22 protein-coding genes are annotated in these 25,131 nt (G+C 62.5%); 12 read left to right on the plus strand and 10 right to left on the minus strand.

Annotated elements, in window-relative coordinates; all coding sequences use genetic code 11:
• Positions 1 to 92: 92 nt before the first annotated feature.
• The gene (locus tag ATN38_RS10780) at positions 93 to 2,051 is read left to right on the plus strand and encodes a BTAD domain-containing putative transcriptional regulator (protein ID WP_218747971.1); all 1,959 of its coding nucleotides are present in this window, start codon (positions 93 to 95) and stop codon (positions 2,049 to 2,051) included.
• Between the two features lie 4 nt (positions 2,052 to 2,055).
• Here the strand turns inward: ATN38_RS10780 and ATN38_RS10785 are convergent, their stop codons facing one another.
• The 4 genes from ATN38_RS10785 to ATN38_RS10800 form a co-directional block, all read right to left on the minus strand.
• A complete protein-coding gene (locus ATN38_RS10785; protein ID WP_030536200.1) occupies positions 2,056 to 3,630 on the minus strand; it encodes a carboxylesterase/lipase family protein in 1,575 nt (524 codons plus the stop codon).
• Between the two features lie 25 nt (positions 3,631 to 3,655).
• Positions 3,656 to 4,333 carry a GAP family protein gene (locus ATN38_RS10790; protein ID WP_054188372.1) on the minus strand — a complete coding sequence of 226 codons (678 nt, stop codon included), beginning with the start codon at positions 4,331 to 4,333 and terminating at the stop codon, positions 3,656 to 3,658.
• A 74-nt stretch (positions 4,334 to 4,407) separates the two neighbouring features.
• Entirely contained in the window at positions 4,408 to 6,102 is a 1,695-nt protein-coding gene (locus ATN38_RS10795) for a two-component system, sensor protein (protein ID WP_218747972.1), read from the minus strand.
• The gene (locus ATN38_RS10800; protein WP_058226809.1) at positions 6,099 to 6,758 is read right to left on the minus strand and encodes a response regulator; all 660 of its coding nucleotides are present in this window, start codon (positions 6,756 to 6,758) and stop codon (positions 6,099 to 6,101) included. Before ATN38_RS10800 ends, ATN38_RS10795 begins: the two co-directional genes overlap by 4 nt.
• A 173-nt stretch (positions 6,759 to 6,931) precedes the next feature.
• Between ATN38_RS10800 and ATN38_RS10805 the strand changes: the two genes are divergently transcribed.
• The 3 genes from ATN38_RS10805 (at position 6,932) to ATN38_RS10815 (ending at position 13,353) form a co-directional block, all read left to right on the plus strand.
• Complete coding sequence (locus ATN38_RS10805) at positions 6,932 to 8,377, plus strand: MFS transporter (protein WP_218747973.1); 1,446 nt, start codon at positions 6,932 to 6,934, stop codon at positions 8,375 to 8,377.
• A 76-nt stretch (positions 8,378 to 8,453) separates the two neighbouring features.
• Positions 8,454 to 11,849, plus strand: coding sequence for a BTAD domain-containing putative transcriptional regulator (locus ATN38_RS10810; RefSeq protein WP_218747974.1), 3,396 nt, complete (start codon positions 8,454 to 8,456; stop codon positions 11,847 to 11,849).
• Positions 11,850 to 11,967: 118 nt separating this feature from the next.
• Positions 11,968 to 13,353 carry an FAD-binding oxidoreductase gene (locus ATN38_RS10815; protein WP_161120502.1) on the plus strand — a complete coding sequence of 462 codons (1,386 nt, stop codon included), beginning with the start codon at positions 11,968 to 11,970 and terminating at the stop codon, positions 13,351 to 13,353.
• Here ATN38_RS10815 and ATN38_RS10820 read toward each other — a convergent pair.
• The gene (locus tag ATN38_RS10820) at positions 13,334 to 14,662 is read right to left on the minus strand and encodes a diacylglycerol kinase family protein (protein ID WP_064075088.1); all 1,329 of its coding nucleotides are present in this window, start codon (positions 14,660 to 14,662) and stop codon (positions 13,334 to 13,336) included. The genes ATN38_RS10815 and ATN38_RS10820 overlap by 20 nt on opposite strands.
• 140 nt (positions 14,663 to 14,802) lie before the next feature.
• On the opposite strand from ATN38_RS10820, the gene ATN38_RS10825 reads away from it, so the two are divergent.
• Genes ATN38_RS10825 through ATN38_RS10840 form a run of 4 tightly spaced genes read left to right on the plus strand, consistent with a single transcriptional unit; the run spans position 14,803 to position 16,775 of the window.
• Positions 14,803 to 15,237 (plus strand): hypothetical protein, encoded by a 435-nt coding sequence (locus ATN38_RS10825; protein ID WP_054826733.1) that lies wholly within the window; start codon positions 14,803 to 14,805, stop codon positions 15,235 to 15,237.
• On the plus strand, positions 15,234 to 15,497 hold the full coding sequence (locus ATN38_RS10830; protein ID WP_007730221.1) for a hypothetical protein: 264 nt from the start codon (positions 15,234 to 15,236) through the stop codon (positions 15,495 to 15,497). Before ATN38_RS10825 ends, ATN38_RS10830 begins: the two co-directional genes overlap by 4 nt.
• The gene (locus ATN38_RS10835; protein ID WP_054188290.1) at positions 15,485 to 16,129 is read left to right on the plus strand and encodes a TetR/AcrR family transcriptional regulator; all 645 of its coding nucleotides are present in this window, start codon (positions 15,485 to 15,487) and stop codon (positions 16,127 to 16,129) included. Before ATN38_RS10830 ends, ATN38_RS10835 begins: the two co-directional genes overlap by 13 nt.
• 10 nt (positions 16,130 to 16,139) lie before the next feature.
• Positions 16,140 to 16,775: a DUF5701 family protein gene (locus ATN38_RS10840; protein WP_064113567.1), complete on the plus strand. Its 636-nt coding sequence runs from the start codon at positions 16,140 to 16,142 to the stop codon at positions 16,773 to 16,775.
• Here ATN38_RS10840 and ATN38_RS10845 read toward each other — a convergent pair.
• Positions 16,772 to 18,205, minus strand: a complete 1,434-nt coding sequence (locus ATN38_RS10845) for an amidase (protein WP_064113566.1) — start codon at positions 18,203 to 18,205, stop codon at positions 16,772 to 16,774. The two genes, ATN38_RS10840 and ATN38_RS10845, sit on opposite strands and share 4 nt — an antisense overlap.
• Positions 18,206 to 18,321: 116 nt before the next feature.
• Between ATN38_RS10845 and ATN38_RS10850 the strand changes: the two genes are divergently transcribed.
• Genes ATN38_RS10850 through ATN38_RS10860 form a run of 3 tightly spaced genes read left to right on the plus strand, consistent with a single transcriptional unit; the run spans position 18,322 to position 21,121 of the window.
• The gene (locus ATN38_RS10850; protein ID WP_230359246.1) at positions 18,322 to 18,906 is read left to right on the plus strand and encodes a TetR/AcrR family transcriptional regulator; all 585 of its coding nucleotides are present in this window, start codon (positions 18,322 to 18,324) and stop codon (positions 18,904 to 18,906) included.
• Positions 18,903 to 19,757 carry an alpha/beta fold hydrolase gene (locus ATN38_RS10855; protein WP_064113565.1) on the plus strand — a complete coding sequence of 285 codons (855 nt, stop codon included), beginning with the start codon at positions 18,903 to 18,905 and terminating at the stop codon, positions 19,755 to 19,757. Before ATN38_RS10850 ends, ATN38_RS10855 begins: the two co-directional genes overlap by 4 nt.
• 59 nt (positions 19,758 to 19,816) lie before the next feature.
• Positions 19,817 to 21,121, plus strand: coding sequence for an HNH endonuclease signature motif containing protein (locus ATN38_RS10860; protein ID WP_218747975.1), 1,305 nt, complete (start codon positions 19,817 to 19,819; stop codon positions 21,119 to 21,121).
• Between the two features lie 81 nt (positions 21,122 to 21,202).
• On the opposite strand, the gene ATN38_RS10865 is transcribed toward ATN38_RS10860, so the two are convergent.
• The 4 genes from ATN38_RS10865 to ATN38_RS10880 form a co-directional block, all read right to left on the minus strand.
• Positions 21,203 to 21,901 carry a type 1 glutamine amidotransferase domain-containing protein gene (locus ATN38_RS10865; protein ID WP_030537402.1) on the minus strand — a complete coding sequence of 233 codons (699 nt, stop codon included), beginning with the start codon at positions 21,899 to 21,901 and terminating at the stop codon, positions 21,203 to 21,205.
• A 139-nt stretch (positions 21,902 to 22,040) separates the two neighbouring features.
• Positions 22,041 to 23,474 carry a lipase family protein gene (locus ATN38_RS10870; RefSeq protein WP_218747976.1) on the minus strand — a complete coding sequence of 478 codons (1,434 nt, stop codon included), beginning with the start codon at positions 23,472 to 23,474 and terminating at the stop codon, positions 22,041 to 22,043.
• Between the two features lie 145 nt (positions 23,475 to 23,619).
• A complete protein-coding gene (locus ATN38_RS10875) occupies positions 23,620 to 24,312 on the minus strand; it encodes a TetR/AcrR family transcriptional regulator (protein ID WP_080961262.1) in 693 nt (230 codons plus the stop codon).
• A gap of 58 nt (positions 24,313 to 24,370) precedes the next feature.
• Positions 24,371 to 24,541 (minus strand): hypothetical protein, encoded by a 171-nt coding sequence (locus ATN38_RS10880; protein ID WP_003943130.1) that lies wholly within the window; start codon positions 24,539 to 24,541, stop codon positions 24,371 to 24,373.
• Positions 24,542 to 24,695: 154 nt separating this feature from the next.
• Between ATN38_RS10880 and ATN38_RS10885 the strand changes: the two genes are divergently transcribed.
• Entirely contained in the window at positions 24,696 to 25,109 is a 414-nt protein-coding gene (locus ATN38_RS10885; RefSeq protein ID WP_003942828.1) for a hypothetical protein, read from the plus strand.
• The last annotated feature ends 22 nt before the right edge of the window (positions 25,110 to 25,131 follow it).

Below are 25,131 nucleotides of genomic sequence, written 5' to 3' on the forward strand. Positions count from 1 at the left end.
TGATGGCAGTTCGGGGTGATGGCAGGTCGGGGTGATGGCAATCAGCTTCGCCGCAGTCGATGAGCGTTCGATGAGCGCGATAGCGTGGGGAAATGCGAGACCACACATTTGAAGCCCCGGCTTTCGGAGTGCTCGGACCCGTGGTCGCGTGGAACGAGTCTTCACACCAGATCGATCTGAAGGGTCCACGACACCGAGCGGTCCTCGCTCGTCTCGTCGTCGCCCGCGGACGTGTTGTTCCCGTGGACGTGATTGTCGACGACCTCTGGGTCGATCCTCCGTCCGGCGCTACCAGCGCAATACGTACGTTCGTTTCCGCATTGAGGCGTGCGCTCGAACCGGATCGCGCGCCGCGAAAGAAGCCGAAAGTCATTGTCACCGAAGGGCCCGGTTACGCCTTTCATGCAGCACCCGACGCGGTCGACGCTTGGGAATTCGAAAGACTGGTGCGAGAAGCCGCAGATTCGACGCCGGCGCAATCACTCGAACTGCTCCGAACCGCGCTGCAACTGTGGAGAGGGCCGGCCTACGCGGAGTTCGCCGACGAGCCTTGGGCCCGAACGGAGCGATCGCGCTTGGAGGAACTGCGTCTGACTGCCGTCGAACGCTTGGCATCCGCGCAGCTCGATCTCGGGCGAGCTGCCGAAGCGATTCCCGATCTGGATGCCCACGTGACGGAACACCCTTGGCGCGAGGAGGGTTGGCGACTACTCGCTCTGGCGCTGTACCGGTCCGATCGTCAAGGCGATGCTCTGGCAGTCCTACGTCGCGCACGGAAGTTACTCGCCGAAGAGTTGGGCATCGACCCTGGTCCACGACTGAACGACCTCGAGTCCGACATTCTCCGCCGGGAAACCCGCCTGGATCCTGTAGGGGCAGAACAGATCTTCAGTCAGGTTTCGGCAGCGTACGACCGGACCGTAGCGGCAGGATCGAAATCGAGATTGGAGTCAACCGTCGGCCTCCTCCGAAGTTTGGCAGTTGCGGGCGGAAGCGGACTCGAGACTGCCCGAAACCAACGACTGACAATCATCGGCGCCGCTGAACAATTGGACGACGTCGAACTCACCGCGCGGATCATCGGCAATTACGACGTGCCCGGGATCTGGACGCGATCCGACGATCCTCGGCAGGCTACGCAGATCGTCGAGGCCGCTCAGCGCACTCTCGATCGACTTCCGGCCGGCAACGAACCCGCTCGGGCGAGACTGTTGGCGACAATCGCACTCGAATCGCGCGGACTGCCCGGTCATCACGGTCTCGAATGTGCCCGTGCCGCAGTACAGATCGGTCGCGCTCTCGACGATCCAGGGCTCCTGGCCTTCGCTCTGAACGGATTGTTCATGCAGACGTTCTGGACTAACGGTCTGGCCTCCGAGCGCGACGACATCGGCCGTGAACTGGTCGACCTCGCCATTCGACACGGCCTGGCTACCTTCGAGATCCTCGGCCATCTGATCCGCATGCAAGCCCTCAGCGCCCTTGGGCAATTCGATGCAGCCGAGCTACATGCCGAGACCGTTGATCGATTGGCCGGACGTCACGAACGCCCGTTGGCAGCGGTGTTCACCACCTGGTTTCGCGCTATGCGTACTGCCGCTGCCGGCGCGGAGGCCGCGCACTGCGAGAAGCTGTACGAAGCTGCGGCGGTCAATCTTTCCGATGCCGGCATGCCGGGTCTCGCGGACGGCATACTCCCTCTCGCAATTCTCGCCCTCCGCGTATGGCGGGGACTGCCGGCGATTTTCGACCCGACCACGCAGTGGGGCCCGTACGAACCCTGGGCCCGGCCACACCTGCTCATCGCACAGGGGCAGACGAACGAAGCAGCGAAGGCCGTCGAGGCATTGCCGGACCCGCCCGAAGACCTACTCTCCGAGGCACTGTGGTGCTTGACTGCCGCAGCGGCGACTGCGGTCGGCGACCGTCGAGTCAAGGAGCGTGCGCGAGCGGCGCTCCTACCTGCCGCCGCCGAAATAGCCGGCGCCGGAAGCGGAATGCTCACCGTAGGACCCGTCTCGCACTACCTGGCCGAATTGGAGCAGGGCTGAACCGTCAGGTGAATGCAATCACCGTCTCACCCCACGCCTCCCGGATCTCGCGGTCGAGATCAGCGACGACGGCATCGCGTTTGTCGATCAACAGTGTCGAGCGTGTGTCGGTGTCGTAAGTGGGCCACCCCGGGTCCGCACCCAGTTCGCGATCGTCCCCGGCGTCGTAATCGCCTGCAGCTCTGGCAAAGTCCAACCACCTCGCCTGCATGCGCTCAGAGACATGACGTGCCGCGCTCAAGCCACCCAACTTGTAGGTAATGTCTCGTGCCCCGTGGTTGATGTTGCCGAAGACGTAGGCAAGTTCGGTGCCGTGGGTCGCACCGATCTTCAGCGCCTTGAGCATCGGCGGCGCGTAGTCGAAGCGATACAACCACGTCGGCGCAACCTTGCTGTGCGCCTCGGCGATCCACAACGTAGGCAGCCGGAATCCGAAATCACGGGTCAAACCGAGACCGGCGCCCAGCTTGGACAGTCCCGAATACGCGCCTTCGATTTGAGAATGATCCGGTAGCTCGAGTCCTGGATGCTCGTCGGCGATCTCCGCGAACATCGACGTGATCACGACGGGATCGATCGGCATCAACGGCGACTTCATCATCCGGAAGAGCGAAGATTCGTCCTTGTTGGTTCCGATGATCAGCGGAATCGGGTGTGCATTGCCGTGACGGAACGCGCGCACCGGGTAGTCAGGGAGCAGATCACCGTCGACGATCGGCGCGAACGCCAAAGTGCCAGGCGTCTCCTGGGGGACGCGAGCAAACAGTTCGTCTGACGGCCCGATCAAGTCTTCGGCAGACGTGGACCGCAACAGACCCAGATCGCTTCCGCCGCTGAAGATCTCGAGAAACAGCTTCGCGACGATCTCACCACGTTCACTACCGTACACCGAAGTGGCGGGCGAACTTTCGGCAATAGCGCGATGAAACAGGCCGCGAGCGGACGGGACGGTCATCAGCGTCGTCACCGCGCCGCCACCTGCCGACTCGCCGAACAACGTCACTTTGTCGGGATCGCCACCGAAAGCCGCGATGTTGCCTTGAACCCATTGCAGCGCTGCAATCATGTCGCGGAGAGCGACATTGGGCTCGAAGGTATGTTCACTCGAATTGAAGGACGAGAAATCGACGAAGCCGAACACACCGATGCGGTAGTTGATCGAGACGACGACAACGTCGCCGTTCTCAGCCAATGTGGTTGCGTCGAAAAGTGGTTGGCTGGACGCTCCGCGGAAATACGCTCCGCCGTGAATCCAGACCATCACCGGTTTACCCGGCGCATCAGAACCGACGGGGCCCGGTGCCCACACGTTGAGGAACAGGCAGTCTTCGTCCATCGGAACGTTCTCACCGAGCGGGATCATCGCGAGTCGACTTTGCGGCTCACACGGCCCGAATTCTGTTGCGTCCTGGACCTCGGTCCATGGCTTCGGCGGAACCGGCGCGCGAAATCGCAGCGGACCGACCGGAGGTGCCGCGTAACGAATCCCCTTCCAACTCGACACCGAGCCTTCCGTCGATCCTCGAACCGGCCCGTACGTTGTCTCGACTACCGGCGCTTCGCTGGGTGTGATCGTCATTCGATTTCTCCTCGAAAACAAGTTGCTACTTCGACAGGGCTTCGACAACGTGCGAGAGTTCCAATGCTGCCAGCATCAGGAACAAAACGGTCATGATTGCTGCATTGTGGCGGATCAGAATGCTTTTGGTGGCGCTCAGTGCATCGGTCACCTTCGCCGGGGGCACGGCAGCCAATGCTGACAGCACGATCAAAGCGATGGACGCCGCTACCGCGAACAGAACGGAGTACGCGACCACTGATACCCAGCCGAGGTGCCCGCCACCGATGATCGAACCTGCCTTGAGTTCGAGCGGCAGGTTCTTCGCGTTGGGTACGGTCAACAACAGTCCCAGAACCGCAGCTTTGGCCGGTTGCATCGAGTCGATCTGTGCCAGCCACGACGGCATCGCCGGCTCGGCATCGTCTTTCGGACGGCCACGCCAACTCGAGTACGCGAGCGCCAGAAAACCGACAGTGAACACGACGGCGAACACCGTCTGGACGGTATGCGCGCTGCCGCTGGACTTCGATTCCACTCCGGTGGTCGAGAGTGCCGTCGCTGCTGTGATCGCTGTCGCGGCCAGCACGATGCTCGCGGTGTACGCGAATGCATTTGCCTTCGCCCGAGTGGACAGCAGGATCGCGATGATCGCAACCAGAGGAATCGGGCTGATGACGACGCCGGTGGCGAGTGGGATGAGCTGCGCAGTAATCGATTCCATTTCTGCGACCGTACAAGCGGCCAATCCGGCCATTGGCGAAACGTTCGGCCTCCACGACATCGCCACTCACGGTGTCACAGAAGCACGGCTGTGAGGACCACCCGGTATTCCTCTTCGACAAGTTCGAGGGACGTTACCGTACCGGCGAGCGATTCAAGCCCGATCCCTGAGTCCCGAGCCACCGGCAGCCGACCCGGCGAACTGATCCGCACTACTACCGCCCGAGCATCGGAGAGTGTCACCTCGAGGGAGACGGGCCCTCCTGCACCGTGTTTCACGGCGTTGGTCAGGCCCTCCGACAGGATCTCCACCACGCTGTCGAGCCGAGCGGAGCCGGAACCGATCACCGCCCAGACTTCGTCGTCGACGTGACTGACGACCGGAATTGCGTAGCGCCACACCGTGACAAGATCATCGATACGCTTTCGGGCATCGGAGTCAGCCGGCTGATCGGATGACGCAGACAGGTCGCTTTCCAAGCCGTCGAGAATGTGGGCAATGGTTGCCGCAACATCGACTGGGCGACCGGCAACGCTGCCCGAAGACCATGCGGCCGCTACGAGTTCGCCCTGCACCGACGAGTGCAACAACCTGGCCAGTCCGCGTCGGGTGTGCATGAGCTCGGCATGGATACGAGCTGCATCGAGCGCTTGCCGGCTCAGGGCGCTGCGGAGTTGACGCTCCTCGTCCTGACGCTGCGTATCCGCAGCCCTGATCAGGCAGACGGACAGCGCAACCAACGGGTAGACGGCCATCGACGAGAGATAGAAAGTCGGGGTACGGCCGAACACCGTCAGGAGCAGCCACGTCGCGGTACTGCTGATCAGCGCACTCGAGCAGTACACCGCAGAAAGAGTCGCGATCCGTCTCAGAGGGCCGTCTCCGCTGCTGACAACTCGGCGAGCGCACGCATTGCCACCGACGAAGAGCCAGAAACCGACGCCGAGCTGGACCGCCGTGAACGTCACGCCGTAAGTCGTGAGCAGGTAGACGGTCACCAGTGCCGTGTACGCGAACACCGGTACGTACAGTGGCGCCGGTTCAACGCTGCGTACGACGCCGATCAGTCGATCTCTCGCCGTCAGCCGCACAGTCGGCGTCGGTGATTCGATCGGGGGAATCTCCCGGAACAGTCGATGACTCATCGGGCGAACCACGTCGTCGGAGATTCGCTTCAAGAGCGCTGCTCCTCGTACGCCCTCGAGTTCCGTTTCAGCAACCGCGTGCATGACTGTCTCGATACTGCGCTCGAGCTCTCGCCGACACTGCGCACGGGTTTGGTCGAGGCGGAATCGATCCCGGGTCTGTTGGAGTTGGACGGCGGCCCCGGCAACCTTCAAACTCCGTTGCAGCGCGAGGCGGTCACGGAGAGCGCTTACCAGTACGGCGGTCAACGACAAGAAGACAACGCTGCACACGACGTTGAGTCCCACCCGGACGAGCATCGGTCTGGGGTCGACGGGGAGTTCGAGCGAGCGGGTGATCGCGTCGAGGACGAACGGGCGGATCGCGCCGATCATTGCGAACAGGGCCAGGGCTGCGAGCTGCGATCGGTGTGCTGCAAGAACAGCCCTCGCCATCAGCAGCATCAGCCCGACGACGCAGTGGGTCGCGAAGGCGCCGACTGCCATCACGCCTACTTCGCGCACCCCGGTACACAGGTAGTAGTTGGCCATCACGGTCACCGCGAACGGCAGCGTCAGAATCCAGGACCACTTGGTGACGATGTTCCGATCACCGAGTCGAAGCCACCACTCGCGCGGGTTCACACCGAGTCGGTCACTTCGGGCACACCGAAATGGCGGATGAAGATACTCGCAGCAAGCACTCGCGGATTGGTGGACGAATCGTGCGTCAATCCCAGGCTCTCGAGAGTGCGCGCGATGAGCTTCTCCACACCTCGGATCGAGGACCCACGATGCGCTGCGATTGCGCTGTTCGACCACCCGAGCGAGATGTAACGCAGAAGATCGAGCTGTGATCTGGTGAGGCTCGACAAGGCGGAGTCCGGATCACTCCCGAGCGCCGGTGGCTCGGTTTCCGTCAACGCGGCCTCCACTACGCCGATCAACTGATCCGCCGACTGGACAGCCGCCTTGTCCACGAACAGCGATTTCGGCGGCACACCCGCAGAACCTGGCGCTGTCGATGCGTTGGGGTAGTTCGTCAGGAACACGATCGCGCAATGCGGAGCCTTCACGGTGACGATGTTCGCGAGATCGACGCCGTTCGGCCGCACGCCAAGGTCGATGTCCGTGACCAAGAGGTCAGGATCGAATCCGTCGAACTCCGTGAGCGCTTCGACCGCCGATCCGGCCGTACGGACCACGAACCCGGCGTGTGTGAGCGTGTCACCGACGAGCGCACGCATCAGTGGTTGGTCTTCCACCACCAACACCCGTCGCACCCACTGGCTGGTCTCCATGACCAGAGATTAACCGTTGGGAGAGTGCGTATTCGACCGAGCAGGTGGTGACGGATTCCGAGTAACACGGCAGTTATCAACCATGCGGGTTCCAAGCATTTCGCCCGATATGTCCCAAGCGTCGGAGCGCAGGGTGTTCCGAGTACACACCCCTTCGACCATCAGGACGGGCCATGACCGCACCGATCACCCCGAAGAACACCGCAGTACGACGAGCCACTTTGCTGGCAGTATGCGTGAGCACCGCAATGCTCATGCTCGACATCGCCGTCGTCAACACCGCCCTGCCGTCGATCGCATCCGATCTCGATACCGGAGTCAGCGCCCTGCAATGGGTGATCGACGCGTACACGCTGGCATTGGCGACGGTGGTTCTCAGCGCCGGATCGTGGGCAGACCGACGGGGTCGACGCCATGTTTTCATCATCGGCATTCTGTGGTTCACCACGGCATCTCTGTTCTGCGCTCTGGCGCCGAACATCTGGGTGCTCGACCTCGCGCGGGCCGCTCAGGGTATCGGCGGTGCCGTACTCTTCGCCTGCTCATTTGCCTTGCTGGCGGACGTGTTCGAGAAGGGTCCCCAGCGCGCGACTGCTCTGGCTGCATACGGCGCCACGATCGGGGGCGCGTTTGCCGTCGGCCCACTGGTGGGCGGGTTGCTCACCGAGTTGTTGGATTGGCGCGCAATCTTTTTGATCAACGTTCCGATCGGGTTGATCACACTGGCGATGACGGTGCGGTGGGTTCCCGAGTCACGCGATCCTCGGCCTCGCCGCGCGGACGTGCCCGGGCAGATTCTGGTGTCCACCGGCCTGGCAGCTCTGGTGTTCGGTTTGTTACGCGGTAACGAGGATGGGTGGTTCGAGCCGCAGCCGATGATCGCCGCGGTGATCGCCGCGGCCGCCATGATCGGTTTCTCCCTGCACGAGCTTCGTACCACCGAGCCCATGCTGCCCCCACATCTGCTCGCCAATCGGGCCTTCGCCGGAGCGCAGATCGCAGCGTTCTCGATCTCCGCCTCCCTGTTCGCGGTGTTCGTCTACACGACCATCTACCTGCAGAACGTGCTGCATCTGTCTCCCGTGGACGCCGGCCTGGTGTATCTACCGGCGACGATAGCGATGTTCGTCGTCGCGGGCGCCACCGCGAAATTGGACGGGCGCATCCCCGTCTCGGTCTCGTTGACGTGCTCGCTTCTACTCGTCTCGGTGGGGCTGGTCATGATGACCGTCGTCGACGTGACCAGTTCGCCGTACGCGATACTTCCCGGATTTGTTGTCGCGTGCGTGGGGGCCGGGGTGTTCAACCCCGTCATGAGTGGGTTGGTTCTGGGCGAAAGCACTTCGAACCATTCCGGATTGGCCGCAGGGATCAACGACGCGTTCCGGCAGACCGGCATCGCAGTCGGGGTTGCCGTGCTCGGCGCCTTCCTTCCGGCGCAGTCGATGCTGCCCGGCGGACCACCGGACGACTTTGTCGGTGGACTTCGGTTGGCACTGTTTGTCGCAGCCTTCATCGCAGCTCTCGGTGCGTTGGTCTGTGCGGCGACGCTGCGCACTACCAGCGTCAACCAGACTCTCTCCGAGGAATCCGAGCAGATGTTGACGAGAACTAGTTGACCGTTTTGTCCTGCATGTATGAATTTCGCTCCTTAGAATCGAACCGTCCTGCGTCCGCAGGTACGAGGGGAAACGGATGATCTATCGACTGCTCGGGCCGTTGGAGGTCGCACGGGGTCCGGCGACGAGCGACGTGATCGATCTGGGCCCTCGAAAACAACGAACGGTCCTTGCCGTTCTACTGCTCAACCGTGGTCGCGTCGTCTCCACCGACCGGCTGATCGATGCTCTCTGGCACGACGACGCACCGGCGAGTGCGATGGCAAGCATCCAGGCGTATATCTCCAACCTGCGCCGAGCGCTACGCGTCGAAACCGGTACGGCGTCACCGATAGTGCGTCAATCGCCGGGCTATGTCCTCGAGGTCGCTCCGGCAGACGTCGATCTGTCGGTGTTTCTCGACGACGCCGAAACGGCGCGACAACACGCTGAGAACGAACGGTGGCAGGAGGCTTTGACGACCGCTGACCGTGCCCTCGCCTCGGTCCGGGGGCAGCTTCTGGACGACCTGAACGACGCGCACTGGGTGGAGGTGGAAGCCGCAGCCTTCGAGGAAGTGCGGACCGAGTGCCGGGAGACCCGGATAACGGCGCTTCTGGCTCTGGGGCGCCTGGCACCCGCGCTGGTCGAAGCTGCTCAACTCTGTGGCGAGTACCCGTTCCGCGACCGGACCTGCTGGCTGCGAATGGTTGCCCTGCATCGGGCGGGCAGGTCACCGGAAGCCTTGGAACAGTTTCGATTACACGCGTCTCGGCTCGACGCCGAGCTGGGACTGGAGCCCGGCGGGGAGCTGACAGCATTGCAAGGCGCGATCCTGCGCCACGAACCCGGCCTGGCCGCCTGGCCGCGCACTCCGGGATGGACGGGGGCCGAACAAGTGTCGGTCCCGGCTTCTCCCCCAGCCGTAGCAGCGATGCCCGAGACGGACTCCTCACGCTTGTTCGTCGGGCGCGACGCTCAGACGATTGTCGCCGACAAGATGCTCGACGACGTTCGCCGTGGCTCACCTCGCTGGTTGATCTTGACCGGCCCCGCCGGCATCGGCAAGACACGATTCGCCGAGGAGTGTTCGTCGAGAACAACGTCCATTCGAGGAGCCACCGTCTGGGCACGTTGCCCGGAGGACGACGGAACGCCGCCGTGGTGGCCGATCCGCCGACTGGTTCGGGAACTCGGAGCCGACGCCGATTTCGTACTGACGCCGCCGACGGACATCGATCCGGACGAAGCGAGATTTGCCGTCTACGAACGGGTTCGCACCACCATCGAAGCTGCGGCGAAAGATGCACTGTTGACCGTCGTCATCGACGACATTCAATGGGCCGATCCCACGTCCCTTCGTTGCCTGACCTACCTGGTCGGCGCAATGACCAGTGCCAGAGTCTGGTTCGTGTCGACGCTCCGAGACTCGGAAGTCGGGCCGGCGGTGCGCAAGTTCGAGGAAGCCGTACTCCACGGCGAAGGAAACCGAACCATGATTGTGCCGGCGCTCGCGCAGGGCGAGGTTGCAACACTCGCAAGGTGCGTCTCCGGGGACACGCTCGACGACGCGGAGGCGCGAACCCTGGCGGAACGAACCGGCGGCAACCCGCTGTTCGTCTCGGAGTACGCCAGGCTTCCCCGGAACGAGCGACTGGGCGACGGCATCCCCGTCGCCGTTCGATCTGTCCTCGGTCGACGGCTTGCCGCAGTGGAACCGGCAGTGTTGCACGCTCTTCGGGTTGCCGCAGTTATCGGCGACGCCATCGAGGTGTACACACTGGCCGCAGCCACCCGTCTCGATGTCGACACTCTCGCCGACCATCTCGACGCGGCTGCTGATGAACGAATCATCGTCGCGGACTCGGCAAACGGCGGTTACGTCTTTGCTCACGGCCTTCTCCGAGACGAAGTCCTCGAAGCGATACCCACGCTTCGTCGCCAGCGGATACATGCCCGAGTTGCCGAAGTGCTCGAAAATTCCTCCGATCCGGACCGGCTGAGCCGCCGCGCGCAACATCTGATGTCAGCACTTCCCCTGGTCGATCCACTCGTCGTTCTGGAGGCATGCACGGCTGCAGCTCAGGATGCGACCGATCGGTGGAGTTCGGAGACCGCGGCCGAGTGGTGGGAGGCAGCTGTCCGCGCGTTCGACTTACTTCCCGTGTCCCAGCAATCCGCTGACGATCGGGACGACCTGCTGGTGGCCAGAGTCGAGGCCCTCGCCCGCGCAGGTCGAGGGCAGACAGTTCTCGACGTCGTCAATGCCGGTCTCCTCGAGGCTGTTCGGGAGGGGCGAACCTCCGCCGTCGGACGACTGGCAGGCGCATTACTTCGGGCCGCCGGTGCGTGGCCGTGGGTTTCCTACGGTACCGATCCGGGACCACTGCTCGAACGGCTCGCGGCGGTCGAGCCCTTGGTCGAGAACGACAGGTCAGCTCACGCACGGGTTCTTGCTGCGCTGGCGGTGGGAAGTTGCTACCACCCCGAAGCCGAGATCCCGAATCGATGGAGCGCCCGTGCTCTCGACATCGCCCGCGAACTCGACGATCCGGATGTGATCGCGGACGCGCTGCTCGGACGGATTCTGCTTTTCTCCGGAGTCGCGGTGCACAGCGCGGAGTCCATGCGCCTACTGCGCGAGCTTTTCGAACTGCCGCACCAACAATCGCGTGTCGACAGCGTCGTCGCACACGCCGTCGCGAGCATGACGGAGATGAATCTGGCCAATGTCGATGCCGCCGTCAAACACGTCAGGCAGGGGATCATCGGCTGCGAGCTACTGAGACTCCCGGTGGTTCGGGTCCAATTACGCTGGATGGAAGCAACTCTCGCCGAATGGTACGGAGACTTCGCGCAAGCCCGCCGGCAGTACGAGACGGCCAGGCAGATCCATCTGCAAACGGAGTTGTACACGGCTGGCAGCGCAGATCTGGCGTTCAACACTCTGGAATGGGAGCGAGGTGCGTTGGCAGAATCTGATCCCGGTGTCGTGGAACCTGATTCGTGGACCATCGCCATCGACGCCGCCCGAGGCGAGCGCGAGGCCACTTCCGAAGGCATCAAGAAGTGGCTGATCAATCGCGGGCCACAGACGTGGACGACATTGGGACACCAGACACTACTTGCACGCGTCGTGGCAGATCTGGAACTGGTCGAATACGCCGACACGTTCATCGACCTACTCTCGCCACACACCGGCTGCATCGCAACGGTGGGCCATGTCGGTGAACTGGGCTCGGTCGCCGAAGCCTCCGCGCGTCTGCACGCGCTTCTCGGTCACGTCGAGCAGGCATCGACTCTCCTGGATCAGGCCGAGAAGATCGCAACTGGCTCCGGCGGAGCACCAACACTGCTGCGCTGTCGACTGCTTCGGGCGCAGCTCCGAGAGCCGTCCGCCGAACGTGAACGGGAGCTGACGGAAGTGGCGGCCGAATCGGAGACACTCGGCATGCGGGGCGTAGCTGAACGAGCGCGATCGACATGGCCCTGAACTGCGAGAATGCGCTTGGATAAAACTTGGATCCGCTCGGGATACATACGTCAAGAACCACCCAAGCCTGTTCGGACATCCTTCCCTTGACCGAAAGACGGATGAGGAAAGGAAGACCATGAACCTTCAAACCCCCACGCTCGACGCCGCGGTCGAATCACTGCGCGCAGAGGTGACCGGCTCCGTTTCCCTGCCTGGCGAAACGGGATACGAGTTGGCGATTCCGTGGAATGCAGCGGTTCCCGTCGCGCCTGGCGCTGTGGTGGCAGTCGAGAGCGCGCAAGACATTGTCGCAACGGTGCGATTCGCGGCGAAGTTGGGTCTGCGCGTCGGTGTTCAGCGCACCGGCCACGGCGCGGTCCCTCTCGGCAGTGACGTTCTCCTCGTCCACACCGGCAGGCTCACGGAGTGCGTCGTCGACCCCGAAAACCGCACTGCCCGAATCGGCGCGGGCTTGATCTGGCAGGACGTCATCGACGCTGCCGCACCCCACGGCTTGGCGCCACTGGCAGGTTCTTCACCCACGGTCGGAGTCGCCGGCTTCCTCACCGGCGCCGGCATCGGCCCGATGGTGCGCACGTACGGGCTCTCGTCGGATCACGTTCGTTCGTTCGACATCGTCACCGGCAGTGGCGAACTCATTCATGTCACCCCCGACGAACATGCCGAATTGTTCTGGGGACTGCGCGGCGGCAAGGCCACACTGGGCATTGTCACAGCCATCGAGATCGACCTACTACCGGTCACCCACTTCTACGGCGGTGCACTCTATTTCGACGGCGCAGATGCAAGCGCGGTCGCGCACGCCTGGCTGGACTGGTGCGCCGACCTGCCTGAGCACAGCTCGACCTCTCTTGCCTTTCTGCAACTTCCACCCCTTCCACAGGTTCCGCCACCGCTGGCCGGCAGGCTCACCGTCGCGGTCAGATTTGCAAGTCTTGCCGAGGAATCCGATGCCAAGTCACTGATCGACCGAATCCGTTCAATCGCAACGCCCTTGATCGACGCAGTCGGTGTGCTGCCTTATGCCGCCCTCGGGGCAGTGCACGCCGATCCCGTCGACCCGATGCCGACGCACGAATCCACGGCATTGACCAACGAGCTGTCACACGAGGCCGTCGACGCATTGCTGGCCGCTGCCGGCCCCGGATCCGGTTCACCCCAAACCGTCGTCGAATTACGTCTCCTCGGGGGCGCCCTCGCACGGGAACCTGAGCACCGCAGCGCCTTCTGCCATCGTGACGCTGCCTTCTCGCTGTTCACCGTCGGAGTTCTTGCCCCACCGATGGTCGACGCGGTAGTCCCGCACGCCGAGACTCTCGGACGAACGATGGCGCCATGGACGAACGGGCATGCACTGCCCAACTTCGCGCCGAGCGTCGACCCGGAGAAGATCGCCCGCACCTACGACGAGGACACCGCTCACTGGCTGAGCGCTTTGGCGGACACGCATGATCCGCAGGGAGTCCTGGCCGTCGGTCAGGTCATGCGCCGGATCTCCTGAACTTCGCCAACTCTCGCAACCGGACCAGATCCCAGGCGTGCCGGGGGCGACGGATACCCGGTCGATCTCGGGGGACTCTGACCCTCAGCGCCTGCGGACTGACCGTGCATCTGACCGGAGTTGGCATCACCAGCGCCTCGCCGTCGACGCCGACCGGAATCTCGTCGGTGTCGGCGTCGACGATCACCTCGAATCCGGTGCCCTGAGCCAGACCGTGTTGATGCGCCCGATGGAGCAACCCGATGGCCTGACGGGCACTGCTGACGGAGATCGCGACGATTCCGAGAGTGCCCCGGTCCAATCGCGGCCGATGACCGAGCCCCGCCAGGTCGTTCATCTCGTACGGGCCGTTGCTGACCAGCACAGCCTGTGGACCCACCGCGGACACGCTCGGGGAGCGCGCGGTCAGCACCGCTCCGGCACGTCCGGCGAGGAGATCCGGGAGCATCTGCAAGAAGGTGCTGGTCTTGGCGTCGCGGTACTCCGGACTCTGGACTACCTCGGCGTACGCCCCGAACGATGCGTTGTTGACGAAAGTTCGACCGCCGACGTTTCCCAGATCCACCGTGACCTCGACGCCGTCGACGAGCGCGTCGAGGCACCGAGATGGATCCTCGAGATCGAGCCCCAGATCCGCGGCGAAGTGGTTGCGCGTTCCCGCACTGACGACGAGGAAGGGCAGGTCGTGTTCGGCCGCGACAGCAGCAACCAGTGCCTGCGTTCCGTCGCCACCGGCAACACCGAGTAGGTCGGCGCCGTCCGCGACCGCCTGCCTGGCCAAGGCCGTCACGTCGATCTTCTCGGGCCCCTCGAGCAGTGCGACCGTGGCCCCCCGTTCCTCGGCCTTGCGTTTCAAGTCGAACTTCTCGACCTTGCCACCGCCGGAGTTCGGGTTCATCACGAAGAACGGTTTGACGGGCGGCGGTGCAGTTCGCTCGACAACCGGCAATTCCTTCTCCTCCCCCTCCAAGGCGGTGCGAGCGAAGATACCGGCTACGACGAACAACCCGATCGCAAGGAGCACCACCCACAGGAGGCGTTCTCGGACCAGGAAGGTGAGCACCACGATCGGCGTCAGAACCGCCACGGCCAACGAGAGCCAGCGGAGGAATCCGCGGGTGGTCAGAAACCAGTACACGGCTACGACGCACACGACCACCCCACCGATTCCCAGGATCAGCATGGTCAAGGTTTTCAGTCCGGCGAAGATCAGGAGCACCGCGACTGCAAGAACCAGGGCCGCGAAGGCTGCGCGCGCCAACCAACTCTGTTTCGACGAGGGCCGATCCGTGTGGGCAGAGGTCGTCATCGAGCCACCTCCCCGCGATTGTCATTTCGGCCGGTACTTCGACGCTATCCCTTCGAAGCAGGCCAGTCACCTACCGGCAAGAATCTCGCGATCGCGCACTGCTACTTTATGACGACACCTCGTCATAAAAAGGAGTAGCCGTGACAACACCGACGTCCGAAGCGTGGGAATCCGCCGAAGGAACCCTGACCGGCATTCGGAAAGCCGGACTCCACGGACTGCGTTGGACGGCCTGGTTGGCCGGCGCGACAGGTCTCGCACAATTGGTGTCGATCGGGCTGAACTTCACCGACACTGTCAGCGGAATCGTTCCGGCCACGTACCCGCCTGTAGATGTGGCGTGCAGCGTCGTCGCGCTCGTTCTTCTGGTCAGCCTGCTTGTCGGCCGCCCCAACGGTCCCGCGATGTTGTCGAGTCTCGCCCTCCTCATGGCCATGCTGATGGCGCCCACCCTTCACAAACACGCACCCGAGTCGCTCTGGCTGGCGGCGGCACACGCCGTCTCGGTCGTCGCCGTCATCACGCTGTCCGTGATGACTTCGCGGTTCTCCAGTGCCGAGTTGGATCGGTCGTGACACCGGATTCACCCCTCTCGCTTGCAGCTGAGGAATGGATCACTGATCTCACTACCGCGGAGATGGAGCGATTGCGCAAACGCACGACGCTCACACTCGCCGAAGAGCAAGAGGTCTGCCGATCCGTACGCTCGATCGCGCAGCAGATGATGCTCGCACCCGTCTCGATGTGGCAAGGTGATCCGCGCCTTGTTGCCGACCTGTTCGACCTCCCCGTGACCGTGAATCAGACCCAGGAGGATCGACCATGCCGAAGTTGACCGGTGGTGCGACAACCGCTGAGCACAAAATCGCCACCCGAGAAGCCATGTTGGACGCGTTCATTCGCGAACTTCACGAGCAGGGCTGGCAGAACGTGAAGCTGCAGACGGTGGCCCAGGCGGCCGGCGTCTCGCGGACAGCGGTGTACAACTACTTCCCCGACAAATCCGCGTTACTGCTCGCCTGGTCCACCCGCGAGATGGATAGATTCCTACTCCTGGCCGAGCGTGAACTCGCGGACCGCGAGAATCCTGTGGACCGACTCGAAATCCTCGTCAAACTGACACTCGTCGAGTTCTCACTGCAACGATTCACAGGAATCGCGTTGGTCGAATTGTTGTCAGCGCAGGATCGCGAAAGTTTCCTCGAACATATTGTCCCGCTGTCGGTTCTGGTCGAACAGCTCGTCCAGGAAGGTGTCGACGCCGGTGTCTTTGTCGATTCCGATGCTGCCGCATCCGCGCAACTCATCCTCGCCTGCGTGGAAAGCCGACGCCCGATGCTCATGGCCGGCGACCGAGTGGACGCCGTCGTAGCGACCACCGTCCCGTTCATCATGCGCGCGTTGGGCGTTGCGTGGCCGACTTCCCTCGCGGCCGAACCCTCCGATCGCTCTGCTCACGATCGGTAGGATCGCAGATATGCATTTCGACCTCCCGCCCATCGATCAGCAAGCCGAGCGATTGATCGAACTCGGTGTTCACGAGATGGCCGGACTTTCTGCCGGCGATGTCAGGGAGGCCGCAACCGGGCACGGTGATGTCGGACTACTCACCGTGCACGAAAAACTGGCTCCGGCTTCAGTTCTGACTCCGCTGCTCGAGCTCGAGAACAAGCGCGGATTCATAGTCGTCGACATGGCGGACGTCGATCTGTTCACCCCCACCGAGCAGTCAACGCTGCCCGAAAGCCCATTACATCTGCTCAGTGGAGTCGACCGCGGGGATCACCTGGCCAACTGGAGCCCGGACGAAGCATTGCCCGCAATCGTCGACGCAGACCGTACGCCGCTGACGCTTACCGAAGGCATCCACTGGCTGTTGCAGCGCCCCGACATTCTCGAACGCGGAAAGTGTTTCATGACCATCGGCTCCCGACTGCGCAAACCTGACGGATCCTTCGACACCAGAACTCCCGCCGTGTGGATCAGCAACGGAACCGGTCGCGACGGCAAAGACAACCGCAACGCCCCGAAAGTCGGGTGGTGCTGGTGGGGTAACCGCCACACGTGGTTGGGGTTCGCATCGGCGAGCGACCGGGTACCGCTCCCGAACTAGAGCACGGTTGCGCGGTCGAATCGGTACCGATCCTTCCACGGCATCTCGGCCTCGAGCATTGCAGCGGCAGAAAGTAATTCCGCGTCGCAACCCCATTTCGCCGAGATCATCACGCCGAGTGGAACGCCGTCTTCCGTCCAACCGAGTGGCAGACTGATCGACGGGAAACCGGTTGCATTGGCGACGACGGTGTTTCCGGTGAAAGCGACCATGTCGATCAGTTCGGTCGCGGGATCTTCGTCGTTGCGCAACTCCCCGATCGCAAGCGGCGGCTTCGTCACAGTCGGAGTGACAACAAGGTCGGCGTCGGCGTAGTCGAGACTCCATCGCCGCGCCCAGGCCTGAACAATACCGATTGCCGCGGCCAGCTCACCCGAAGACACCTGGTTTGCTTGAACTCGCAAGTGCTGCACTATCGGACGCAGAAGGTGTTCGTACTCCTCCGGGATCGGCTTGGTTCCCGCCAAAGACGAGAACATCTTGACGAAAGCATCGATGAAAATGTCATCGCGAGCCTGCGGTCGCTCGAACACGTTGTGACCCAGACCCTCCAACACAGACCCAACCTTCGATACAGCAGCCGAGAGCTGCGCATCCACGGCTCCGCCGGAGACCGATCCGTGAGCAAGAGCGACGGTCAAGGGGCGAGCCCGAACTCCCCCAGCCTGTACGACGAACTCTTCGAACGACTTCGGCCGAGACGGGTGGATAGTTCCGGCGCCAGGTCGCGTCGCCAGAACGTCCAGCAGCGCAGCGGTATCGCGAACTGTCCGGGCGATCGGCCCCTTGCTCGCAAATCCGAAGTTGTCATGCCCCGCCACGCCCATCGTGATCAAACCGCGGCTCGGCTTGAGGCCCACCACTCCGCACGTACTTGCCGGCGAACGCAACGAACCGGCGGTGTCACTTCCCTGCGCAAACGGCACCAGACCAGCGCCGACGGCGGCAGCAGCGCCGCCACTGCTGCCGGCGGCACTCCGCGTGCGATCGAACGGACTGCGAGCAGGCGGAGCGACTTCCGGCTCGGTGTAACAGGCTGCCCCGAACTCGGGCACCGTCGTCTTACCGATGTCGATCAACCCACCTTCTCGGATCGCCTCGACGATCTCGTCGTCAGCGTCCGGCACGAAGTCGCGAAAGAGCGCCGATCCGAAGGTCGTGCGAATGCCGCGCGTTGCGTCGAGGTCTTTGATTGCCGTCGGAACGCCGAACAGGCGCGGAAGGGGCCCGGCGTCCCGCTCGTCCAACCTGCGCTGCGCTTGTTCGGCGAGGGCGACTGCGTGCTCCCCGGCGATCGTCGTGAAGGCGCCGACGTCATCGGAAGTGGTCGCACGGTCGACGAAGTACCTGGTGACTTCGGGAATCGAGACCTGTTTGGCGGCGATAACACCGGCAAGTTCGACGGCGGACAGTTGATGGAGATCGGTCATCGGGCAGCGCTCCTTGGAGGTCGATGGACACTTGTAATTTCGATACGCGTATCGCTATTGTTGTCAGCATGGTATCCGAATCCACCAGCTCTGCAAGGGCTGGTCGACCAAAAGCATTGAGTCACAGACAGATTCTTGATGCCGCGGCAGAGATCGCCGATACGGACGGCCTGGATGCGGTGTCATTTCGAGTGCTCGCCGAACGACTCGGCATATCGCCGATGTCCGTCCACCGCACAACCGGCGGCATCGACGCCTTGAGGCGAGATCTGATCTCGACTCTCGTAGGCGAAGCCGTCTCGTCGATCGACTGGCCGACCGACTGGCGCGGGGTTGCCCGCACGTTCGCCTACGGCCTCCACGACCTCCTGATGCGCCATCCCCTGGTCCTGGAAGCCCATCGGCAGGCATCACTGGAAGCACCCGGGGCCGACGATACCGCCCACCGAGTCGTGAGCGCCCTTTCCTTGGCAGGCCTCGAGGACGAGCAGGCCACGTACGCATACGGCGCGCTGCATGATTTCGTCACCGGACACGTCGCAATTCAATTGGGACGCGGCGCTTTCGACAGCGCACCTGCCGATCGACGCGAGGCATCGGTGTTCGCACTTCATCACGATCCCACCCGAAGGTTCGAGTTCGGAGTCGCCCTCATCCTGGACGGTGTGGCGTCGATCGCGCAGCAAGGAACCACATCATGACGAGCGGCGTGACCACAACCGAAATTCGCGACGCGTTGGGGCGTCGTATCGCATTCTGCGAGTACGGCGATCCGACTGGCCACCCGGTAGTCGTGGCCCACGGATCACCTGGCAGCCGATACGAAGGGCTCTCACTCCACAACGCGTCTTCGACGGCAGGCATACGGCTGATAGTCCCCGACCGACCCGGCTTCGGACGCACGGATCCGTACACGGACAAGGGATTTCATTCCTGGGACGACGACTTCGTCACCCTGGTCGATCACCTCGAGTTGGGCTCGGCCACACTGATGGGTTTCTCCGGAGGCGGCGGTTACGCGCTCGCAGTCGCTGCAGCCGTTCCCGAACGAGTCTCGAAACTGGTGCTGGCGTGCGCCATGATCCCCGGGGCACCGCGAGATACTTTGCGACGCAGAATAAAACTGGTATCTGCGTTGTACTTTGCCGCCAACTGGGCTCCCCGCGTGGCCGGCGCAATGCTCGCAGGAACCGGAGTGTTCTCCAAGCTACGCAGCGACTCAGTCTCGATCTGGCCGGCCGCCGATCAGGCAGTCATGACCGACGAGGTACATCGCCCCGCTCTCCAGTTGGATTCATCCGAAGGGATCGCACAGGGTGGATCCGCAGGGGTTGTCGACTTGGCTCGGTATCGCCACGAGGTGCCTGGACTCTTCCAATCGATCTCGGTACCAACGGTTTTCCTACACGGAACCGACGACGGAAACGTACCCGTCGAAGTAGCCCGCTGGGCACACTCGTTGATTCCCGACTCTCGCTTCGAAGAGATCAACGGAGGCGGCCATCTGTTCGTCGTCGCCGACCCCACTCCACTCCTTCGCGCCCTCGCCTAATTCCCTCTTGACTCGAACGTGTGTTCGATTATCCTTTGGGGAGGGGATCGGGGGATTCAATGAGTGTCTTGTTGTCGGATGTGGTGTCTGGTTCTGCGGTGGGGTTACGCGGACGGTTGTGGCAGTTGTCTGCTGCTGAGTTGCGTGCTGCTGCTGTCGAGGCGAGTGCGGAGATTCTGCGCCTCGAGGCCGTTCGTGTGGCGGTGGTGGACGAGTTGTCGTTGCGCCCGGATGATCAGGTGATTGCGAGCCGCGGGGTGGGTGCGTGGTTGGCGGCCAACACGATGCTGCAGGTTCGGGACGGGAAGAAGATCGCCGCCCTGGGTGCAGCTTTGCGGCCGTTTCCGGCGGTGGCGGCAGGCTTCGATGATGGGGATTGCTCGTTCGAGCACGCGGTGTTGATCGTGGCGTTCTGTGAATCACCACCGAAAGGCATGCCGGAGGAAGCACTCCCGAAGTGCATCGACCTGTTGTTGGCTGCTGCGTCGGGGGTGGAGGCGACGACCACGAAGGTGCGGAACGTGATCGCGACCTTGGAGCGAGTGTTCGAATCCGATGAGATCCCGCCCGCCGAGGATGTCGATCTCAATGAGTTGCGGATCGCGTCGACGTTGAACGGTCGGGTGGTGGTGCGTGGTGATTTCGATGCCCTCACCGGTGAAATGTTGTTGTCGGCGTTGTCGAATTTGACGATGCCGACCCCGGCACCGGACGGAACCCCGGATTCTCGGTCGGCGGCCAAGCGGACGGCCGACGGGTTCACCGAACTGATCCGCCGGTACCTCGACTGCGCCAAAACCGGCACCGACGGTGGTCAGCGCCCGCACGTGAACGTGCACATCAACGCCCGCGATCTCGCTGAGCACCGAGACTGCGCCGCCACACCCTCGCCCGATGGTGGTGGAATGGCTGTGTCGGATCTTGATGTCGGGCACATGCCCTGGCTCGGACCACTCTCGGTGTCGCAGACCCGACTCCTCGGATGTGATTGTTTCCTCTCCACCGTCCTGCTCGACAGTCACGGCGCGCCCTTGGATGCGAAACCAGGAAAGAGGTTGGTCACCGCCGAACAGCGAGTGGCGTTGATCGCCCGAGACAGGGGCTGCGCGTTCCCGGGGTGTTCATGTGTGCCCGCCTGGACGGATGCGCACCATATTAAGCACTGGGCGAACGGTGGCCCGACGGTGATGAACAACCTGGTCCTGCTGTGCCGTTCACATCATCGGTTGATGCACCGGAAATCAGGGTTCGTCGGGAAATGGGTGATCCGAATCGGCGCCGACAACAAACCCTGGTTCGTCCCGCCACCCTCGATCGACCCCGGGCAGCACCCGCGACCGGCGAACACCACCTTCAAAACCTGAGAGGTCAAACCTCCTCGGCGACAACAGAACACGGACCAGCGCCGCATCGAGGAGACCTCGATGCGGCGCCAAAAGACATGCTCAGCCCAAGTCGGCGACAATCCGCTCGGCGAGAGGCCGTGACGACGCCGGATTCTGACCGGTGTAGAGCTTGCGGTCCACCACGACATAAGGCGACCACGCCTCAGCCTTCGAGAATTTGCCGCCCAATTCGCGTAGGCGAGTTTCGAGCAGCCACGGAGCCTTGTCCGCCAGACCAGCCTGCGTCTCCTCCTCGTTGGTGAACGCGGTCAGCTGATAGCCGTCGAACAGCCAGCTTCCATCGGGTCTCTGGGCCGGCAGGAGTGCCGCCGGCGCGTGACACACCGCCGAGACCACCTTGTCCGCGTCCAAGAAGTTCACGAGAAGCTCACCGAAGGATGCCGACACCGCAAGATCCTCCATCGGTCCGTGCCCACCCGGTACAAAGACCACGTCGTAATCGGCAGCATCGGCGTTCTCCAGAATCTCCGGCGAATCGAGCACCGGCTGCAGATCGGCGATGTACTTGCGCATACGGTCGGCGCCTTCTTGCCCGCCGTTCACCTCGGGCGCCAGGCTTCCCTCGTCCACAACGGGAGCTTTACCGCCAGGCGTCGCGATCACGATCTCGTAGCCGGCGTCGACGAAAACGCGATGCGCCTCGACCAGTTCTTCCGCCCAGTACCCGGTCGGGTGGGGTGTTCCGTCCTTCAGCGTCCAGTGATCTGCAGAAGTGACCGCAAACAACAGCTTTGTCATCGCGCAACCTTTCGTCGGTAAAAGGAACCCATTGGTGACAAGACACCATCTTCAAGGCCCGATCAATGAAATAACGTCCAGTCAGTGCAACACGCTGCCCTTGTGAGAATTCCTCACCACCGCAGAATCACGTCACCCGTCAGGTCCCGATCGGCTTGCCGAACAGTCCTGCGACGAGTTCACCAACCGCATCCACCCAGACTGGCCAGGTCCTCTGATCAAGCGCCATGGATCCAGCGTCGAAGGTGCTGCATCCCTGCTGAGCAGGCACACCAGCGAACCGATCACGAAGCCACAGTAGAGCACTCGGCAATGCGACGACTTCCATGCTGACGTGCTCACTGAAGTGGTCTCTGGTGTAAACGACACTCGCAGAAGGATCTTGGCAATAGGTATCGACAAGTTTGTTCACCGGGCCAACAGGCACCAACCAGTCGGGATTCGACTGATAAATGTACATCGGCACGTCAGGAACAGACTTACCCATGGCAGCTCGGGAGAGCGCAGCTCTCACCGTGGGGTGTTGGACGGGATCTCCCGGGACATCGAGGAAGCCCTTGATATTGAGGAAGGGCACTGCAGCCGACGTCCAGAGCATGCACAGGTTGTCCTTGGCAGCGAAAAGCGCTCGGCCGGCAGGGTTTATGTGCTGATCGATGAAGCCTGCAAGTTCAGGATCTTCTCGGCTCACTCCGATTACACCGGCAGCGACGATCCCGGCCCCTAGAGCGTTGTTGGCATTGTCGAGCAAAGCGCCGAGATCCGCGGCAACACCACCTTCGGCGACTCCGACGATATTCAGTTCCGGCGCGTACGCCTGCCGTATTTCAGCTGCGTGACCGGTAGGAATCGATCCACCCGAGTAGCCGAGCAGCCCTACGCGCGTTGACCGCCCTTGTAGCTCCATGGGTTCGAAGTTCTCAGCAGCACGGATACCGTCGAGCGTGATCCGGGCCGCGACGGGGCCGGAGGCGAAGGAAGAATTGGGTCCCTGATGATCGGGCACCGACAATGCCCAACCCTGCGCCAGTGCCGCCTGCACTTCGAGGAATTGAGCCCCACCGGTCGCAGCGCCCGTCACCAGCCACGGCAACGCGCCTTGCTGCATGACATACGAAGGTGCGCAGTAGTTTCCGAGTGAATCCTCTGCCATCTGAAAGGACAGCAGCGGGCGCGGGCCTCCATCGCGAGTGTCGCCACGCGGCTTGATCACTGTGGTGACAGCAGGAATCGCCTCGCCCGCAGCATTATTGGATCGATACGAGATCTGCCACGCATCCACGTTGGTCGGAATCAGGTTGAGAGTACCGAGATTCACCGCACGAGCGGCGATGATCTCACCCGGTTGCTTGGATTCGACGACCTCGACAGGCGGTTCATAGAAGGCCTGGTCCAGTTCAGGCAAAGGCGGTGCAACCGCAGGCGGCAGGGCAGGCTGGACCTGAATTTGGGCGGGAACAGCTTCGTCCGGTGCCGCTGAGGCAGGTGCCGAAAGTCCGATCTGCCCGATTACTGCAATCACGGCAATTGCGAGGCCCCCGCGTTGTCGGTCAGTTGTCCAGCGTCGTCCCATACCAATTCCTCCCCGGAAAAGCACAGATTGCCTTGTGTTGCCGCAGTTCTCATCACGAGCACACAAGTTAGATGCGAGTGTCTAACACATTGAGGACGAGAGTAGAGCGTTGTGGGCCGGATTACAATCCCCTGGTGTTCGTGACCTATTCGTCGGCGTGAAGGGGCGCGTCGTCGATCAACGCATTCAAGAGCACCGTCATCAGATCGACCAGTACCGACACGGGAGGACGAGGCTCCGCAGTGCTCCACTGGTGCACCAGCGCGGTAAGCGCGCCGATGAAGGCGGTGGACGCCCACCGGTAACCACCCGGCGGTTCGTAATCTTCGCCCACGATCCCTTTGATGATCGACTCGAAAAATGTTGCCCAGACCGAACGTTGGTCCACACGATGCTTTTCCACCCGGGGACTGACACCTACGACGTCGATGAAGGCAACGTGTGCGCGTCGTGGGTCACTTCCGACCGACTCGACGAAGGCGGCCATGGCCGTCGCTGCCTTGTCACGGAGATTGACCGAAGGCTCTGCATCGAGTGCGTCGACCATTGCAATTCTGGCGTCGAGTTGAATCTGGTCATACAGCGCGAGGAGTAGATCCTCGCGACTACCGAACTCGTCGTAGAACTGCCTTCTGGCCAGACTCGCGGACGCGCAGATATCCGCCACCGAACTTCCGGCATACCCCTGGTCTGCAAACACGCTGAGAGCAGCATTCAAAAAGAGGGAACGGCGTTCGGCCTTGCGAGCCGCGACCGACCTTCCGCCGTAGTTTCTGTCTGTTTCAGCGATTGCCACGTCTGCCAGACTATGCGGCATCGCGCCGCACACAAAACGCATCTGACCTGCTGCGAAGTTCCTTCACCACCACTACCGGCGCATCGGCACTGCAGCACGATCAGGCCAATACGAAGGCCACGGCAAAAAGTGTCCAGGCGGCAGCGAGAACCGTTGACGCCGCAGTAACTGCCCCGGTCACGGCAGGTCGAGTGCTGCGGTTGCGCGCGGCGATGATTCCGACCGTTATCAAAGTCAATGCCACCAGGAACGACAAAACCACGATTTTCACCAGCAACCCCTTCGACGACGGTCAACAGAACCGGAGACTATTTAGATAGTACACAAATAAATCGTGCATTAATTAAACTCAAAGTCTGTCAGGGGATTCTTGACAGAATTCAACAGCGCCTGTCAGGCTAGTCCTGACGAAAGGAGAACTTCTCATGGAAGACCTGATCGAACGCGCCCTGACTGCGAAGATCGAGACCGCCGCGATCACCACGGTCAACGCCGCGATCACCGAGGCCGGCACTCAGGCAGACAAGATTGTCGGAACAGATCCTTTACCTGGCAGCCCTGAGTGGGAGGCAGAACAGGACACCGACATCCCGGCGCAGCGTCAGATGGCGTGGCAGTTGGCCTGTTTCCGGATTCAGCTGGCCGCAGGTATCGATTCGACGGCAAGCGTCATGAGCCTGCGTAGATTCGGCGCAACATGGTCAACCATCGGCCGCGCAGCGGGAATGACCCGTCAGTCCGCGCATGAACGGTGGGGTCGACGTGTATCGGACATGCTCGATCCCTACGGAGTCGGGATGCCGCCCATGGTGCCCAATGATGATCCGACTCAGCCCTGACTAACAATCGCGTGACTAACAA

It is taken from the genome of Rhodococcus sp. FH8 (assembly GCF_019266085.1).
Taxonomy (GTDB): domain Bacteria; phylum Actinomycetota; class Actinomycetes; order Mycobacteriales; family Mycobacteriaceae; genus Rhodococcus_F; species Rhodococcus_F qingshengii.

Bases quoted from the DNA above. Each gene is read 5' to 3' on its own strand.
- ATN38_RS10780 (WP_218747971.1), top strand. From the start codon at position 93: ATGCGAGACCACACATTTGAAGCCCCGGCTTTCGGAGTGCTCGGACCC.
- ATN38_RS10785 (WP_030536200.1), bottom strand. From the start codon at position 3,630: ATGACGATCACACCCAGCGAAGCGCCGGTAGTCGAGACAACGTACGGG.
- ATN38_RS10790 (WP_054188372.1), bottom strand. From the start codon at position 4,333: ATGGAATCGATTACTGCGCAGCTCATCCCACTCGCCACCGGCGTCGTC.
- ATN38_RS10800 (WP_058226809.1), bottom strand. From the start codon at position 6,758: ATGGAGACCAGCCAGTGGGTGCGACGGGTGTTGGTGGTGGAAGACCAA.
- ATN38_RS10805 (WP_218747973.1), top strand. From the start codon at position 6,932: ATGACCGCACCGATCACCCCGAAGAACACCGCAGTACGACGAGCCACT.
- ATN38_RS10810 (WP_218747974.1), top strand. From the start codon at position 8,454: ATGATCTATCGACTGCTCGGGCCGTTGGAGGTCGCACGGGGTCCGGCG.
- ATN38_RS10815 (WP_161120502.1), top strand. From the start codon at position 11,968: ATGAACCTTCAAACCCCCACGCTCGACGCCGCGGTCGAATCACTGCGC.
- ATN38_RS10820 (WP_064075088.1), bottom strand. From the start codon at position 14,662: ATGACGACCTCTGCCCACACGGATCGGCCCTCGTCGAAACAGAGTTGG.
- ATN38_RS10835 (WP_054188290.1), top strand. From the start codon at position 15,485: ATGCCGAAGTTGACCGGTGGTGCGACAACCGCTGAGCACAAAATCGCC.
- ATN38_RS10840 (WP_064113567.1), top strand. From the start codon at position 16,140: ATGCATTTCGACCTCCCGCCCATCGATCAGCAAGCCGAGCGATTGATC.
- ATN38_RS10845 (WP_064113566.1), bottom strand. From the start codon at position 18,205: ATGACCGATCTCCATCAACTGTCCGCCGTCGAACTTGCCGGTGTTATC.
- ATN38_RS10855 (WP_064113565.1), top strand. From the start codon at position 18,903: ATGACGAGCGGCGTGACCACAACCGAAATTCGCGACGCGTTGGGGCGT.
- ATN38_RS10860 (WP_218747975.1), top strand. From the start codon at position 19,817: ATGAGTGTCTTGTTGTCGGATGTGGTGTCTGGTTCTGCGGTGGGGTTA.
- ATN38_RS10865 (WP_030537402.1), bottom strand. From the start codon at position 21,901: ATGACAAAGCTGTTGTTTGCGGTCACTTCTGCAGATCACTGGACGCTG.
- ATN38_RS10870 (WP_218747976.1), bottom strand. From the start codon at position 23,474: ATGGGACGACGCTGGACAACTGACCGACAACGCGGGGGCCTCGCAATT.
- ATN38_RS10875 (WP_080961262.1), bottom strand. From the start codon at position 24,312: ATGCGTTTTGTGTGCGGCGCGATGCCGCATAGTCTGGCAGACGTGGCA.
- ATN38_RS10885 (WP_003942828.1), top strand. From the start codon at position 24,696: ATGGAAGACCTGATCGAACGCGCCCTGACTGCGAAGATCGAGACCGCC.